The following is a 14,793-nucleotide window of genomic DNA, read 5'->3' as shown; positions in this document are numbered from 1 at the left end:
CCCATGATTACTCGAGTTCTGGTTGCCAACCGCGGCGAGATCGCGCGCCGGGTGTTCGCCACGTGCCGCCGGCTGGGCCTGAGCACCGTCGCCGTCTACACCGACCCGGACGCCGGCGCGCCGCACGTCGCCGAGGCCGACGCCCGGGTGCGGCTGCCCAAGACCAACGACTATCTCAACGCCGAGGCCATCATCGCCGCGGCCCGCGCCGCCGGCGCCGACGCGATCCACCCCGGCTACGGGTTCCTCTCGGAGAACACCGATTTCGCGGCCGCCGTCCAGCACGCCGGACTGACCTGGATCGGCCCGCCGGTGGACGCGGTGCGGGCAATGGGCTCCAAGATCGAGGCCAAGAAGCTGATGGCCTCCGCCGGCGTGCCCGTTCTCGACGAGCTCGATCCCGACACAGTCACCCAGGCGCAGCTGCCGGTGCTGGTCAAGGCCTCCGCGGGCGGGGGCGGGCGGGGCATGCGGGTGGTACGCGAATTGTCCGCCCTGCCAGCAGAAGTCGAGGCGGCGCGCCGCGAAGCGCAGTCCGCGTTCGGCGATCCGACGGTGTTCTGCGAGCGCTACCTGCCCACCGGCCACCACATCGAGGTTCAGGTCATGGCCGACACCCACGGCACGGTGTGGGCCGTCGGGGAACGCGAGTGCTCGATTCAGCGCCGCCACCAGAAGATCATCGAGGAGGCCCCCTCCCCGCTGGTGGAGCGCACCCCGGGCATGCGCGCCAAGCTGTTCGACGCGGCGCGACTGGCCGCCGGCGCGATCGGCTACACCGGGGCTGGGACGGTGGAGTTCCTGGCCGACGACGATGGCGAGTTCTACTTCCTGGAGATGAACACCCGGCTGCAGGTCGAGCACCCGGTCACCGAAGAGACGACCGGGCTCGACCTGGTGGAGCTGCAGCTCGCGGTGGCCGACGGAGCCCGCCTCGACGCCGAACCTCCTGCCGCCCAGGGTCATTCGATCGAGGCCAGGCTCTACGCGGAGGATCCCGCACGCGAGTGGCAGCCCCAGGCCGGTGTGGTGCGCGCGTTCGAGGTGCCCTCCGTGCGAGCCGAGTTCGGCTCGCTGGGACAACGGACCGGCATCCGGCTGGATTCGGGGATCGCCGACGGATTCACGGTGTCGATCCACTACGACCCGATGCTGGCCAAGGTCATCTCCTACGCCCCGACACGCCGCCAGGCGGCGCTGGTTCTCGCCGACGCGCTGACGCGCGCCCGGGTGCACGGGCTGCGCACCAACCGCGACCTGCTGGTGAATGTGTTACGGCATCCAGCGTTCCTCGACGGCGCCACCGACACAGCGTTTTTCGACACGCACGGCCTGGCCGAACTATCGGCGCCGCTGGGTGACGCCGCAGCGGTTCGTCTGTCGGCGATCGCCGCCGCCCTCGCCGACGCCGCGCGCAACCGAGCGCTCGCCCCGGTGTTGGGTGCCATCCCCAGCGGCTGGCGAAACCTGCGGTCGGGTTATCAGGTCAAGACCTACGGTGACGATGACGGCAACGAACACCGCATTCAATACCGGTTCGACAGAACCCGGTTGGTCCTGCCCGACGATCCTTCGGTGCAATTGGTGTCGGCCACGGCGAAAGCTGTGGTATTGAGGACGGACGGCGTCGACCACCACTTCTCGGTGCGGCGCTACGACCCCAGCGATTCCGACGTCTACGTCGACTCCGCGCGCGGACCGGTGCACCTGATCGCGCTGCCGCGCTTCCCCGAGCCCGGTTCGACCGTCGAAAAGGGATCGCTGGTCGCCCCCATGCCCGGCAACGTCATCCGACTCGGCGCTGCGATCGGCGACACCGTCACCGCCGGTCAACCACTGATCTGGTTGGAAGCCATGAAGATGGAACACACCATCACAGCACCGGTCGACGGCGTTCTCGCCGAACTCGACGTCAAGACCGGTCAGCAAGTCGAAGTGGGCGCCGTACTGGCAAGAGTCGAAGCGCCGCAATCAGAAGGAGATCCCCAGTGACCGACAGCAGCTTCATCGAGAACGAGGAGCGTCAGGCCCTGCGCAAGGCGGTGGCTGAATGGGCGTCCAACTACGGCAGCGAGTACTACCTGAAGAAGGCGCGCGCCCACGAGCACACCGACGAATTATGGTCGGAGGCAGGAAAACTCGGCTTCCTGGGCGTGAATCTGCCCGAGGAGTACGGCGGTGGCGGCGCCGGAATGTACGAGCTGTCGCTGGTGATGGAGGAGATGGCCGCCGCCGGTAGCGCGTTGCTGCTCATGGTGGTCTCGCCCGCCATCAACGGCACCATCATCAGCAAGTTCGGCACCGAGGAGCAGAAGAAGCGCTGGCTCCCCGGTATCGCCGACGGGACACTGACCATGGCGTTCGCCATCACCGAGCCCGACGCCGGATCCAACTCGCACAAGATCACCACCACGGCCCGCCGCGACGGCAGCGACTGGGTCCTCAAGGGCCAGAAGGTGTTCATCTCCGGCATCGACCAGGCGCAGGCCGTGCTCGTGGTGGCCCGCACCGAGGAGGCCAAAACGGGCAAGCTGCGCCCCGCGCTGTTCGTGGTGCCCACCGATGCGCCCGGCTTCACCTACACGCCCATCGAAATGGAATTGATCAGCCCCGAACGCCAATTCCAGGTCTTCCTCGACGATGTCCGGTTGCCCAGCGACGCACTCGTCGGCGCCGAAGATGCCGCCATCGCACAGCTTTTCGCCGGCCTGAACCCCGAACGCATCATGGGCGCGGCCAGCTCGGTCGGGATGGGGCGGTTCGCGCTGGACCGGGCCGCCGAGTACGTCAAGACCCGCCAGGTGTGGGGAACCCCGATCGGCTCGCACCAAGGGCTGTCACATCCGTTGGCGCAGTGCCACATCGAGGTCGAACTCGCCAAGCTGATGATGCAGAAGGCCGCGACCCTGTATGACTCCGGCAACGACATGGCTGCGGCCGAGGCCGCGAACATGGCCAAATACGCTGCGGCCGAAGCTGCTACCCGGTCGGTGGACCAGGCCGTGCAGTCGATGGGCGGCAACGGGCTCACCAAGGAATACGGTGTGGGCGCCATGCTGACTTCGGCCCGGCTTGGCCGCATCGCCCCGGTCAGCCGCGAGATGGTGCTGAACTTCGTCGCGCAGACGTCACTGGGCCTGCCGCGAAGCTACTAAATGGACACCCTCGTCGAATACGCCGGACCCGCCGACACGGGCGGGCCGTACGCGCGGCTGACGCTGAACTCACCGCACAACCGCAACGCGCTGTCGACCACGCTGGTCGCCCAGTTGCACCAGGGGCTGCGCGACGCCTCGTCGGATCCGGCCGTGCGCGCGGTGGTGCTGGGCCACGCCGGGGGCACCTTCTGCGCCGGCGCGGACCTGAGCGAGGGCGGCGGCGCAGCCGGGCGAAGCGGGTCGCCACCCCCTGCCTATGACATGGCCGTCGCCCGGGCCCGGGAGATGACCGCTTTGATGCGGGCCATCGTCGCCTCGCCACTGCCGGTGATCGCCGCCATCAACGGCCATGTCCGGGCCGGCGGCTTCGGCCTCGTGGGTGCCTGCGATATCGCGGTCGCCGGGCCGCGCAGCACGTTCGCGCTGACCGAGGCGCGCATCGGCGTCGCCCCGGCGATCATCTCGTTGACTCTGCTGCCGAAATTGTCGCCGCGCGCCGCGGCGCGCTACTACCTGACCGGCGAAACATTCGACGCCGACGCGGCGGCGGAAATCGGGCTGATCACCATGGCCGCCGAGGACGTCGACGCCGCGGCCGAGAAACTGGTCGCCGATGTGGGCCGTGGGTCACCGCAGGGGCTCGCGGCTTCCAAGGCGCTGACGACGGCCGCTGTGTTGGAAGGGTTCGACCGTGACGCCGAACGGCTCGCCGAGGAATCGGCGCGGCTCTTCGTGTCCGACGAGGCCCGCGAAGGCATGTTGGCGTTCCTGGAGAAGCGGCCACCCCGCTGGACGAGTTAGCCAACGACAAGTTAGCCAGATGTCTAAGAGTGGTCCGGCCAAATCGGCCGGCGGTCCGGCCCGAGCCGATGCAAGGTTGCAGTTTAGCCAATCCTCTTGCAGCAAAACCTGGACGTCGTAGGCTCGTGGGTGATGAGCAACTCAACGCAACGGGATGCGGAGGACACGCGCGACCAGCCGTCGCGCGCGGCCGATACCGATCGCATACAGACTGCGCAGTTGCTGGCGTACGCGGCCGAGCAGGGCCGCCTGCAGCTCAACGACTACGAAGACCGTTTGACCAGGGCCTATGCCGCGACGACGTATGAGGAACTGGACCGGTTGAGGGCCGATCTGCCCGGCGCCCCGATCAGCCCGCGCCGCGGCGGCAAACCCAATCCGGCGCCGTCGACGCTACTGCTGGCGTTGATGAGTGGCTTCGAGCGGCGCGGCCGATGGAACGTGCCGAAGAAGCTGACCACCTTCACCCTGTGGGGCAGCGGGGTGGTCGATCTGCGCTACGCCGACTTCACCTCGACCGAGGTTGACATCCACGCGATGTCGATTATGGGCGTGCAGAACATTTTGCTGCCGCCCGAAGTCAACGTGGAGGTGCACGGCCGCGGGGTGATGGGAAACTTCGACCGCGGCGTCCACGGCCAGGGCACTCCCGGGGCACCGACGGTCCACATTCGCGGCTTCTCGCTGTGGGGAGCCGTCGGGATCGCGCGTAAGGCCCGCAGGCCCCGCGGCGGGTAGCCGCTTCCCAGCGACGGAGCCTCAGCGGGGCACGTAGTCGAAGGTGTCAGGGTTGGGTCCGTTGCGTCCCGACTCACCCTTGTTCAGCGCTGAGATCGCGTCCATGTCGGAATCGTCCAGTTCGAAGTCGAACAGCTCGAAGTTGGATTTGACCCGTGCCGGTGTCACCGATTTGGGGAAGACGATGTCGCCGCGCTGAATGTGCCAGCGCAACACGACCTGTGCGGGCGTTTTGTCGCGGGACCCGGCGATGCGGTTGATCACCGGATCGTCGAGCACCTTGCCCTGGGCGATGGGTGCCCACGCCTCCGTGGCGATGCCGTGCTCGCGTCCGTACGCCCTCACCTCGTCGTTGCCGAAGTATGGATGAACCTCGATCTGGTTGACCGACGGCACGGTGTCGGTTTCGTCGGCGAGCCGATTCAAATGTGCGACTTGGAAATTCGACACGCCGATGCTGCGCGCGCGTCCGTCCCGCGCGAACTCTTCGAAGACCTTCCACGTCGAGACGAAGTCGCCGTCGTAGAGCGTGGGCAGCGGCCAGTGGATGAGAAACAGGTCGACGTAGTCCGAATCGAGCGCCTTCAGCGTTTGGTCGAAGGCGCGGCGCGCGTCATCGGGCTTGTGAAAGCCGTTGTTGAGCTTGCTGGTGATGAAGACCTCGCCGCGCTCAAGGCCGGCGTCGCGGATGCCTTGGCGGACTTCCTTTTCATTTCCGTACATTTCGGCGGTGTCGATGTGCCGGTATCCGATGTCGAGCGCCGTCTTGACCGCCGCGGCCGTCTCGTCGGGCTTGATCTGGAACACCCCGAAACCGAGCTGCGGGATCTCGACACCGTCGTTGAGTTCGATCGTGGGAACCTTGCTCACGGGATTTCTCCTTTTATGGTCTATCGACGGCGGCGGGAACGTAGGTAGTCGCCGACCACCGCCGCTCCCAGCCCGTCGAGATCGGGCACCACGACGCGTCCCTCGACGCGCCGGGCGACCTGGTCAATGAAGCGCGCCAGGCCGGGATCGCTGCCCAGCCGGAAGATCGTGATTTGCGCACCGAGGCGCGCCATTTCATCGAAGCCGCGCACGGTGTGGGCGATGGTCCGCGGGTGCGGCGGGTAGTCGAAGAAGACCGTCGTGCCATCACCGTCGAAGTCCTCCAGGTGGGCGGTCGGCTCGCCGTCGGTCACCACCAGCACGACGGGCTGGGCATTGGGGTGGCGGCGCAGATGACGCCCCGCCAGCGCCAACGCGTGATGCAGGTTGGTCCCCTGCTCGTAGACACCTTCCAGGCCGGTGAGTTCGGCGGCGGTCACCGTCCGGGCGTAGCGGCCAAAGGCGATGATCTGCAAGGCATCCGAGCGAAAACGCGTGCACACCAAGTGGTTGAGCGCCAGCGCTGTCTGCTTCATCGGCAGCCAGCGGTTCTCCATCACCATGGAAAACGACGTGTCGACCAGCAGCGCGACCGCGGCCTGCGTGCGGGTCTCGGTCTCGGAGACCTCGACGTCGTCGACGGAGATCTTCAACCGCGCGTCCGGCCCATCGAGGGTGGCCGTTCCCGCCTGCCGCAGCACGGCATTGGTCAGCGTGCGCGAAATGTTCCACGGTTCGGTGTCACCGAACTGCCAGGGCCGGGTGGCGCCCGTGAGCTCGCCGGCCGCACCCGCCCGCCGATGATCACGCTCACCGCGCCGCCCGGAAAGTTGTTGCGCCACATCGCGTAGCGCCGTCTCGCCGAGCCTGCGCATCGCCTTCGGCGACAGCCGCCACTGGCCGTCGGAACCGCGGTCCAGGAAGCCCTGATTCACCAGCGCACGTTCCAATTCGGCGAGCGTGCGGGCATCGACGGCCGCCTCGTCGCCGAGCTGGCGTGCCAGCGCGTCGAGGTCGACGTCATCCATGGTGGCGCCGGGATAGCTTTGCGAGAGCTGCTCGGCCAGTTGCTCGAGCTCGGCGATGTCGGACAGCGCCTGGGTGCCCTCACCCATCCCGAACGGGTTGTCACCGGAGAACTGTTCGGATCCGGTCCAGTCCTCCCCGGGCCGCGCCGCCTGCAGGTGCGCATCGAGCCGACTCAGCGACTCCATCAGGGCCGGTGAGCCGAATGCCTGCTGCGCCAAGGCATCCAGCTCCGCGCGCTGCTCGGCGCTGAGGCTGTTGCGGAAGCGCTGCGCGGCGGCGGCCCGCTTGGCCAGCGAGTCCAGCAGCTCGTCGACGTTGCGCGGGTTCTCCGGGAAGAACTCGCCGTGGGAGTCCATGAAGTTTTCGAAGTCTTCCTGGGTGTCCTCGCCGCGCGCGTGCTTGTCCAGCAGGTCGTTGAGGTCGTTCAGCATGTCGTTGACGCGCTGGCGGTCCTCGTCGGTGGCCCCCTGAAGCGCCTGCTTCATGCCCGCGAAGCGCTGGTCGAGCATCTCGCGGCCGAGCAGATCCTTGATCTGGTCGTACTTTTCGCGCGCCTCGCCGCTGCGCCAGTTGTACTCGGAAAGCTCCTGGACGGCCTTGGCCGGCGACGCCGGTAGCGCGTCCAGTTGGAGTTCGCCGAAGCGGGCGTCGTCGTCGAGCGCGCGGGCCAGCTCCTTGCGTTCGGCCAGCACCGCCTCGTCCAGCAGTTTCTTGATCTCCTGCAGCGTGCCGTCCAAGTTGTTGCGCCGCAACAACTCCCGTCGCCGTCGGTTGGCCTCGGCCGCCAGCCGGTCCGCGCCCGGCATGTTCTTGGTGCCGCGGCGCAGCAGCTCGGAGAGCGCGCGTCGCGGCGAGGTACCGGCCATGACGTCCTGGCCGATCTGTTCGAGCGCCTCGCGCAGATCCACCGGCGGAGCCAGCGGGTCGGGCCCGCCGGTGTACGCCGAGTACCGCGATGAGTGCCCTCTATTAGCCATAGACGGTTTGCCCCTCCTCGGACACCTTGTCGATGCGCTTGGCCAGATACAAAGCCTCGAGCGCCAGCTCGAGCGCGGCGGCGCGTTCGCCCTCCGACCGCGCGCCCAGCTTGTCCGCGATCTTGTCCACCACCGGCAGGCGCGGGACGGCGGCCAGCACGTCCTTTGCCGACACCCGCTCGCCCGTCGTCACCGCGGACCCGCCCTCGACCGCCGACACCAGCGATCCGACGTCGATGCCGCCCAGCACCCGCGACGCGGTGTCCGCGGTCGCGCGGCGCAGCAGGTGTTCGAGCACCGCCTGTTCGCGGCCTTCCTCGCCGGACTCGAATTCCAGCTTGCCGCGCAGGACGTCGATCACGGTGCCCAGATCGACCACCCGTGCCACCGGGTCCGTCTCCCCCAGGATCGCGCCGCGATGGCGGGCGGCGGCCGCGACGGTCTCGGCGGCGGCGATGGCGAACCGCGCCGACACCCCCGAGCGTTGGTCGACGGAATTCGACTCCCGCAGGTAGCGGGCGAACCGGGCGATGATCTGCATGAGGTAGTCGGGCACCTGCGCCGACAGGTGCGCCTCCTGCGCGATCACCCCGACTTCCGCGTCGAGCTCGAGCGGATAGTGGGTCCGGATCTCCGCGCCGAAGCGGTCCTTGAGCGGGGTGATGATGCGCCCGCGGTTGGTGTAGTCCTCGGGGTTGGCGCTGGCGACCACCAACACGTCCAGCGGCAGGCGCAGCGTGTAGCCGCGGACCTGGATGTCGCGCTCCTCCATCACGTTGAGCATCGACACCTGGATGCGCTCGGCGAGGTCGGGAAGTTCGTTGACCGCGACGATGCCGCGGTGCGCGCGCGGAATCAGCCCGTAGGCGATGGTCTCGGGGTCCCCCAGGCTGCGGCCCTCGGCGACCTTGATCGGGTCGATGTCGCCAACCAGGTCGGCGACGCTGGTGTCGGGCGTGGCGAGCTTTTCGGTGTAGCGCTCGCTGCGGTGCTTCCACTCCACCGGCAGGTCGTCGCCCAGGGTGGCGGCCTTGCGGATCGACTCCGGCGTGATCGGCGAGAACGGATGCTCCCCCAGTTCGGCCCCGGCGATCACCGGCGTCCACTCATCGAGCAACCCGACCAGCGCACGCAGCAGCCGGGTTTTGCCCTGGCCGCGCTCGCCGAGCAGCACGAAGTCGTGACCCGCGATCAAAGCCCGCTCGAGCTGGGGCAAGACGGTGTCGTCGAATCCCAGAATGCCAGGCCAGATGGCTGCGCTGTCCGGCCCGTCGGCCAGTGCGGTCAGCAGATTTTCGCGGATTTCCTGCTTGACTCCCCGTTCACGGTGACCGGCGGCGCGCAGTTCGCCGACGGTGCGGGGCAGGTTGCTCGGTGACGTCACCACTCCACGCTACGACGATGCCGCCGATGGGACACTATGCCCTCCCCCAAGTACGCGGGTGCCGGGCAGGCTGATCGACTGCCCGGCACCCGGTCGGAGATCCCGAGCGCAGCGCGATGCTGCACCCGAACACCGCTCAGCTGTAGCTGACGACGGCCTGCGCGTCACCCGGCTTCCACGTGATCGTGCCGTGCTCGAAAGTCGACTTCTTCATGCCATCGGGGGTGTCGACCTCGTCACTGGTCGGATACCCGAGCTTGCCCTGCGAACCGCCGAGCTCATTCCACTTGTCGCGGATCAAGCCCCACACCACGTAGGCCTGCGTCTTGTTGACGATGACGCCGCCATCGAATTGCTGGTAGGTGCCACCGTCGGGATTCGTTTGCTGATTATCCTTCGGGGCCCCTAAGTCCTTGCGCGCCTTGTCGTCGAGGGACTGGTACTTCGCCAAAATTGGTCCCTGAACGGTGTACGGCGTGCCGTTTGCGCCCGGAATCTGCGTCGTGCTGCCTGGCGCACTCGGAGTCGTTGCTGCTGATGTTCCCGCGGCGGCTGAGCTCGAGGTTGCGGCCGACGAAGCGGGTGTAGTTGTTGAACTGCCGGCTTCACCCGATTTATTTGCCGAGCATCCTGCGCCGACGAGTGCGACACTCGCAATCGCGACGGAAATTGTGGCCGTTCGTATTGCGTTCGCGCGCATATCAATTCCTCTCGAATTGTGTTCGCCCCGCTATTGCCGACCCAAAGTGATGCTATTTCCATTCGCGACCATAGAGCAAGGACTGGGATCGACAATTGCCGATCTTCAGTGGGCGAAGTGGCGCGCCCCAGTGAGATACAGCGTGATGCCGGCGTTGGCCGCGGCCGCGGTCACCTCGTCGTCGCGCACCGATCCGCCCGGATGCACGATGGCCTTCACCCCGGCAGCGGTCAGCGTCTCGAGTCCGTCGGGGAAGGGGAAGAACGCGTCCGAGGCCGCGACCGCGCCGCGCACCCGATCCCCGCCGCGTTCGACGGCCAGCCGCGCGGCGTCGACGCGGTTCACCTGACCCATGCCGACGCCGATGGTGGCGCCACCGGCGGCGATCACGATCGCATTCGATTTGACGGCGCGGCATACCCGCCAGGCAAAAGCCAGGTCCGCCAGCGTTTCCGGGTCGGCGGGGTCCCCCGTCGCAAGGGTCCAATTCGCCGGGTTGTCCCCGTGGGCGTCGAGTTCGTCGCGCTGCTGCACCAACAGCCCGCCACTGACGGGCCGCAGTTCGGTGCCGCCGGTGAGCGGCTCGGAGGCGACCAGCACCCGGATGTTCTTCTTGCGGGTCAGGATGTCCAGGGCGGCCGGATCGTAGGCGGGCGCGATGATGACTTCGGTGAAAATCGTGCTGACGTATTCGGCCATCTCGACGCTGACTTCGGTGTTGGCCGCGATGACCCCGCCGAATGCGCTCAGCGGATCGCATTCGTGGGCCTTGCGATGGGCGTCCGCCACCGAGGCCGACGAAATCGCGATTCCACATGGGTTGGCGTGCTTGATGATTGCCACGCATGTCTCTTCGTGGTCGAAGGCGGCCCGCCATGCCGCGTCCGCGTCGGTGAAGTTGTTGTAGGACATCTCTTTTCCGTGCAGCTGCTCGGCCTGGGCCAGCCCGGGCCACGCGCTCGGGTCGTTGTAGAGCGCGGCCTGCTGGTGCGGGTTCTCGCCGTAGCGCAGCATCGCCGAGCGGCGCCAGCTGCGGCCCAGCCACTTCGGGAAGGCGGTCGCTGGATGTTCGGGGGCCAGCGTCGACTCCATCCAACTCGCCACCGCGATGTCGTATTCGGCGGTGTGCTGAAACGCCAGCGCCGCCAGTCTTTTGCGCTCGGCGAGCGTAAACCCGCCCTGCCGGACCGCGGCCAGCACGCCGTCATAGCCCTGCGGGTCGGTGATCACCGCCACGCTGGGATGGTTCTTCGCGGCGGCCCGCACCATCGACGGTCCCCCGATGTCGATCTGTTCGACGCAATCGTCGATGCTCGCGCCGGAGTCCACCGTCTCGCTGAACGGGTACAGGTTGACGACGACGAGTTCGAAGGCCGCGATGCCGAGCTGTTCGAGCGCCTCGGCGTGCTCGGGTTTGCGCAGATCCGCCAGCAGGCCCGCGTGCACGCGCGGGTGCAGGGTCTTGACGCGGCCGTCGAGCACTTCGGGGAACCCGGTCAGTTCCTCGACCCGGGTCACCGGAATGCCTTTTTCGGCAATGTTCTTCGCGGTGGATCCCGTGGAGACGATCTCGACGCCCGCCGCGGCCAGCCCCCGGGCCAGGTCGATGAGCCCGGTCTTGTCGTACACGCTGATCAAGGCGCGGCGGATCGGCCTTTTGGCGTTCTCCCGCCAGTCGTCGGTGCTCATCCGTTGTCGCCTTTCATCCGATCGTCGCTTTTCTCCCGACCAGGGTCAGCCCGCCGGTTGCGATCGCGGCCACCACGTCCGCGAGCAGCTTGCGTTCGGTGACCTTGATGCGTTCATGCAAAGTCTCTTCGTTGTCGCCGTCGAGCACGGGAACGGATTGCTGCGCCAGGATCGGCCCGGTGTCCGTCCCGGCGTCCACCAGGTGCACCGTACAGCCTGTGATTTTCACGCCGTAGGCCAACGCGTCGGCCACCCCATGCGCGCCCGGGAACGCCGGCAGCAGCGCCGGATGCGTGTTGATGACGCGTCCGTAGAACCGTGAAAGGAATTGTGGTCCAAGGATTTTCATGAATCCCGCGGACACCACTAGGTCGGGCGAGTGAGCGGCGGTGGCCTCGGTGATAGCGGTGTCCCAGGCGTCGCGGTCGGGGTGGTCGCCGAGCCGGACGGTGAAGGTGGGCAGGGACGCGGCCGCGGCGATCTCGGTGGCCAGGCAGTCGCGGTCGGCGCCGACGGCGACGATCCGGGCAGGATAGTCCGCGACCGCGGCGGCGATCAGGGAGTTCAGCAGCGATCCGGTGCCCGAGGCCAGTACCACTACCCGCGCCGACGCGTTGGGGGGCACATGGAGGGCTTCGACCACATCGGCGAGCCTAGTCGGGCGACGATGCGCGCCCTTACGGGCGCGCTGAGGAGCCCGACGATCGGCACAGCGGGCGACGATGCGCGCCCTTACGGGCGCGCTGAGGAGCCCGACGATCGGCACAGCGGGCGACGATGCGCGCCCTCACGGGCGCGCTCAGGAGCCCGATGGCGGCGGCATGCGTTTGACGATCAAGCTGGCCAATAGGGCAATTGCCCACCTCCGAGCGACAACCGTCCGACGCCCGCGATTTCCCACGGCCGTTGTCGCTCGGAGGTGGGCAATTTGCCTATTGCTCCGGATCGCGTTCGGCAGCGGTAGGTCCCGGCTCGCCCTCCGCCGCGGGAGACCCCGCCTCGCCCTCCGCGGCGGGAGACCCCGGCTCGCCCTCCGCGGCATCGCCCTCCACCGCGGGAGACCCCGGCTCGCCTTCCCCGGCATCGCCCTCCACCGCCGGAGTCCCCGGCTCACCCTCCCCCGGATCACCCGCGGGACCCTCGAAGACGTCCTCCTCCGCCACCCGATCGTCGAAAACATCGGTGAAATCGGCCGGCTCTTCGGCCGGTGCGGCGGACGCGGGTTTGGCCCGCAACCGCCTGGGTCGGGGCCTGATCCCCCCACTCAGCACCACGGTGATCCCGCCGATCACCGTGAACCAGAAGAAGACACCGAGCAGCAACGCGCCCTGGTCGACGCCGACATGGCCGAAGTTACCCAGCTGGCCGCTCCCGGCGTACGCGAGCAGCGACATCACCAAAGCCCCGGCGGCCGAGGCGACCAACAGCTTGACCATCGCCGCGGCCGGCGGCAGCGCACGCCGGGCGCACTGCTGTCCCACCGCCACGCCCGACGACGCACCGATGATGAGCAGCGCAACCCATACCGGCCCCAGCGGCGGCCTGGGCACCGCCGCCAACACCGGCAAGGCCGGAATATCGCCACCGAACACGGTGAACGAGCTGAACGTCGCGAAACCGATGTGGGCGCTGGAGCCGACGGCGACCGCCGCGGTGCCCACAATCACGTTGGGCGCGTACAGCATTGACAGCAGGGTGAGGCTGAACTCGCCGAAGATCGAATCGGTGATGCCGTAGAGCTCCTGCATGGTCGCCCAGTGCACGACGAGCGACCCGGCCGTCACGAACCCGGAGAGCCCGAGCAACGCCAGCAGGCCGGCGGACGCGGCGCGCAGCGAATCGCCCAGCCAATAGGGCAACGACGACACCGCCAGCACGCGTGGCCCGACCCGGGACCACACCCCGATTCCCGCGCCGGCTGCGTGGACCACGAGCACGCTGAGGAACGCCCGCAGCGCGCTCGGGGTTTGCAGCTCGGTGATCACCGACGACGCGTCGTGGATGACGGCGAGGGCGATGGCCGTCATCAGCAAGGGTCCGCCCAGCGCCGACCCCACCACCCAGCGAACGACCAGCCACGACGAGTGCGGCGAGGTGGCCCGCGCCGTGCTGCGCGCGGTGGCCCAGACCATGAGCAGCACCGGCAGCAGCGGCATCACACCGAGTTCGCGGCCACCGATGGAGATCGGCACCTGGTGCACGCCGAGCCACATGCTGGCGATGGCACCCAGGGCGCCGGTCATGTCGCTGTTGGCGATCAGCAGTTGGATGAGCGTGACCGCGGCGATGATGACCAACGCCACCACGGCCGGGGCGAACGCGACCCTGACGAGGTCACGCGCCTGGCGAGCGCCCGCTGCCCGGTTGTCCTCTAGCCGTGTCACTCTTGGGCACGTCCCCGACTAGGCGCGACAGCGCACGGTTAAGCGGGCGCTGGGCCAGACGGTGAGGACGGCGACTGCTGCTCCTGGCCGAAGGATTGACCGCCGGATTGCTCGGAGTAGTTGGTGGGTGAACCGGCGTCCGATCCGCCGCCGACGTTCGGCGGCGGGCTGAAGCTGGGGAAGCCGGTGGGGGGCGTCGACGAGCCCTGGTGCTGCGCGGACGGCTGCGAGCCCGACTGCGGCGAAGGCTGGGCGCCGAAACCGCCGGTCGGTGCGCCGCCCTGGGTCGGCGCACCGCTGGCCCCATAACCGCCGTATTGCGATCCGTATCCCTGCTGGCCGCCGTGCTGCTGGCCGCCCGGCTGACCGTAGTAGGGCTGCTGGCCGTACTGCCCGTATTGCCCGTACTGGCCGTACTGCGAGTAGGGGTCGTACTTGGGGCGCGGCGTCGGCGCCGTGATCACGCCGGAGTCCAGCAACACGACGACGACTGCGGCGATCGCCTGCAGCACGATGGCCGCCACCAGGGGCCACATCGCCCAGCCGATGGCGAAACCGGCGGGCAGGTTGATCGTCTCGGTGATGGCCAGCAGCGCTCCCAGCACCGCGATGACCGCGACAACGCCCACGTAGCTCTTGGCTTTCGGGAGCAGGCTCAGGCCGGCGAGCAGCGCGGCCAGCAGGGCAACCACGACCGCGGTACCGGCATCGCCGGCCCGGCCACCGATGCCCGGCCCGAGGTCGGCGCTGATGGTGAACGTGGGCCCGAAGTTCAGGAGGTAAGCCACCAAGCCGAGCACCACCACCGCAATGTTCAGATACAGCGGCAGCTTGCTCTTGCCGTCGTCTTCTTTGGCGAACGAGGGTGTGGCGCCTGCATACGTGCCGCCGGACTGCGGCGGTGGGTATCCGGGGCTACCGGGAGAGTAGGTCATTGCTCCTCCTGTTGCTACCAGTGCCTTTAAGTGCCGAGCGGGCGCCGCGGTGGCGATGCGACGCTGTGCTTGCAGGCGCGTCACCGCATTGCGACGCGGTCGATCACCCACGCTAGCGCACGTGCGGG

General features: G+C 68.1%; 12 protein-coding genes. 4 read left to right on the top strand and 8 right to left on the bottom strand.

Annotation, left to right across the window (positions count from 1 at the left end; all coding sequences use genetic code 11):
* Positions 1-3: 3 nt before the first annotated feature.
* The 4 genes from W7S_RS04755 (at position 4) to W7S_RS04740 (ending at position 4,697) form a co-directional block, all read left to right on the top strand.
* Entirely contained in the window at positions 4-1,992 is a 1,989-nt protein-coding gene (locus W7S_RS04755) for a biotin carboxylase N-terminal domain-containing protein (protein WP_014711035.1), read from the top strand.
* Entirely contained in the window at positions 1,989-3,155 is a 1,167-nt protein-coding gene (locus W7S_RS04750; protein ID WP_008254047.1) for an acyl-CoA dehydrogenase family protein, read from the top strand. The genes W7S_RS04755 and W7S_RS04750 overlap by 4 nt, the downstream gene beginning before the upstream one ends.
* Positions 3,156-3,959: an enoyl-CoA hydratase family protein gene (locus W7S_RS04745; protein WP_008254044.1), complete on the top strand. Its 804-nt coding sequence runs from the start codon at positions 3,156-3,158 to the stop codon at positions 3,957-3,959.
* 132 nt (positions 3,960-4,091) lie between these two features.
* A complete protein-coding gene (locus W7S_RS04740) occupies positions 4,092-4,697 on the top strand; it encodes a DUF1707 domain-containing protein (RefSeq protein WP_008254042.1) in 606 nt (201 codons plus the stop codon).
* A 21-nt stretch (positions 4,698-4,718) separates the two neighbouring features.
* On the opposite strand, the gene W7S_RS04735 is transcribed toward W7S_RS04740, so the two are convergent.
* From W7S_RS04735 to W7S_RS04700, 8 genes are all read right to left on the bottom strand, one after another.
* Positions 4,719-5,567 (bottom strand): aldo/keto reductase, encoded by an 849-nt coding sequence (locus W7S_RS04735; protein ID WP_008254041.1) that lies wholly within the window; start codon positions 5,565-5,567, stop codon positions 4,719-4,721.
* A 20-nt stretch (positions 5,568-5,587) separates the two neighbouring features.
* Complete coding sequence (locus tag W7S_RS04730) at positions 5,588-7,573, bottom strand: VWA domain-containing protein (protein WP_026071411.1); 1,986 nt, start codon at positions 7,571-7,573, stop codon at positions 5,588-5,590.
* Complete coding sequence (locus tag W7S_RS04725) at positions 7,566-8,960, bottom strand: ATP-binding protein (protein ID WP_008254031.1); 1,395 nt, start codon at positions 8,958-8,960, stop codon at positions 7,566-7,568. Before W7S_RS04725 ends, W7S_RS04730 begins: the two co-directional genes overlap by 8 nt.
* A 133-nt stretch (positions 8,961-9,093) precedes the next feature.
* Positions 9,094-9,657, bottom strand: coding sequence for an LGFP repeat-containing protein (locus W7S_RS27270; RefSeq protein WP_026071410.1), 564 nt, complete (start codon positions 9,655-9,657; stop codon positions 9,094-9,096).
* Between the two features lie 105 nt (positions 9,658-9,762).
* Positions 9,763-11,346, bottom strand: coding sequence for a bifunctional phosphoribosylaminoimidazolecarboxamide formyltransferase/IMP cyclohydrolase (gene purH, locus W7S_RS04715; protein ID WP_008254027.1), 1,584 nt, complete (start codon positions 11,344-11,346; stop codon positions 9,763-9,765).
* A gap of 13 nt (positions 11,347-11,359) precedes the next feature.
* The gene (gene purN, locus W7S_RS04710; RefSeq protein WP_008254024.1) at positions 11,360-11,989 is read right to left on the bottom strand and encodes a phosphoribosylglycinamide formyltransferase; all 630 of its coding nucleotides are present in this window, start codon (positions 11,987-11,989) and stop codon (positions 11,360-11,362) included.
* A gap of 289 nt (positions 11,990-12,278) precedes the next feature.
* Positions 12,279-13,730 (bottom strand): DUF6350 family protein, encoded by a 1,452-nt coding sequence (locus W7S_RS04705; protein ID WP_232518746.1) that lies wholly within the window; start codon positions 13,728-13,730, stop codon positions 12,279-12,281.
* 38 nt (positions 13,731-13,768) lie between these two features.
* Complete coding sequence (locus tag W7S_RS04700; RefSeq protein WP_008254020.1) at positions 13,769-14,665, bottom strand: DUF5336 domain-containing protein; 897 nt, start codon at positions 14,663-14,665, stop codon at positions 13,769-13,771.
* Positions 14,666-14,793 lie beyond the last annotated feature (128 nt).

It is taken from the genome of Mycobacterium sp. MOTT36Y, from assembly GCF_000262165.1.
Classification (GTDB): domain Bacteria; phylum Actinomycetota; class Actinomycetes; order Mycobacteriales; family Mycobacteriaceae; genus Mycobacterium; species Mycobacterium intracellulare.
Note: the sequence above shows the minus strand (reverse complement) of the source record. Positions and strands in the feature narration are given on the sequence as shown.

Bases quoted from the DNA above. Each gene is read 5' to 3' on its own strand.
- W7S_RS04755 (WP_014711035.1), top strand. From the start codon at position 4: ATGATTACTCGAGTTCTGGTTGCCAACCGCGGCGAGATCGCGCGCCGG.
- W7S_RS04745 (WP_008254044.1), top strand. From the start codon at position 3,156: ATGGACACCCTCGTCGAATACGCCGGACCCGCCGACACGGGCGGGCCG.
- W7S_RS04740 (WP_008254042.1), top strand. From the start codon at position 4,092: ATGAGCAACTCAACGCAACGGGATGCGGAGGACACGCGCGACCAGCCG.
- W7S_RS04730 (WP_026071411.1), bottom strand. From the start codon at position 7,573: ATGGCTAATAGAGGGCACTCATCGCGGTACTCGGCGTACACCGGCGGG.
- W7S_RS27270 (WP_026071410.1), bottom strand. From the start codon at position 9,657: ATGCGCGCGAACGCAATACGAACGGCCACAATTTCCGTCGCGATTGCG.
- purH (WP_008254027.1), bottom strand. From the start codon at position 11,346: ATGAGCACCGACGACTGGCGGGAGAACGCCAAAAGGCCGATCCGCCGC.
- W7S_RS04700 (WP_008254020.1), bottom strand. From the start codon at position 14,665: ATGACCTACTCTCCCGGTAGCCCCGGATACCCACCGCCGCAGTCCGGC.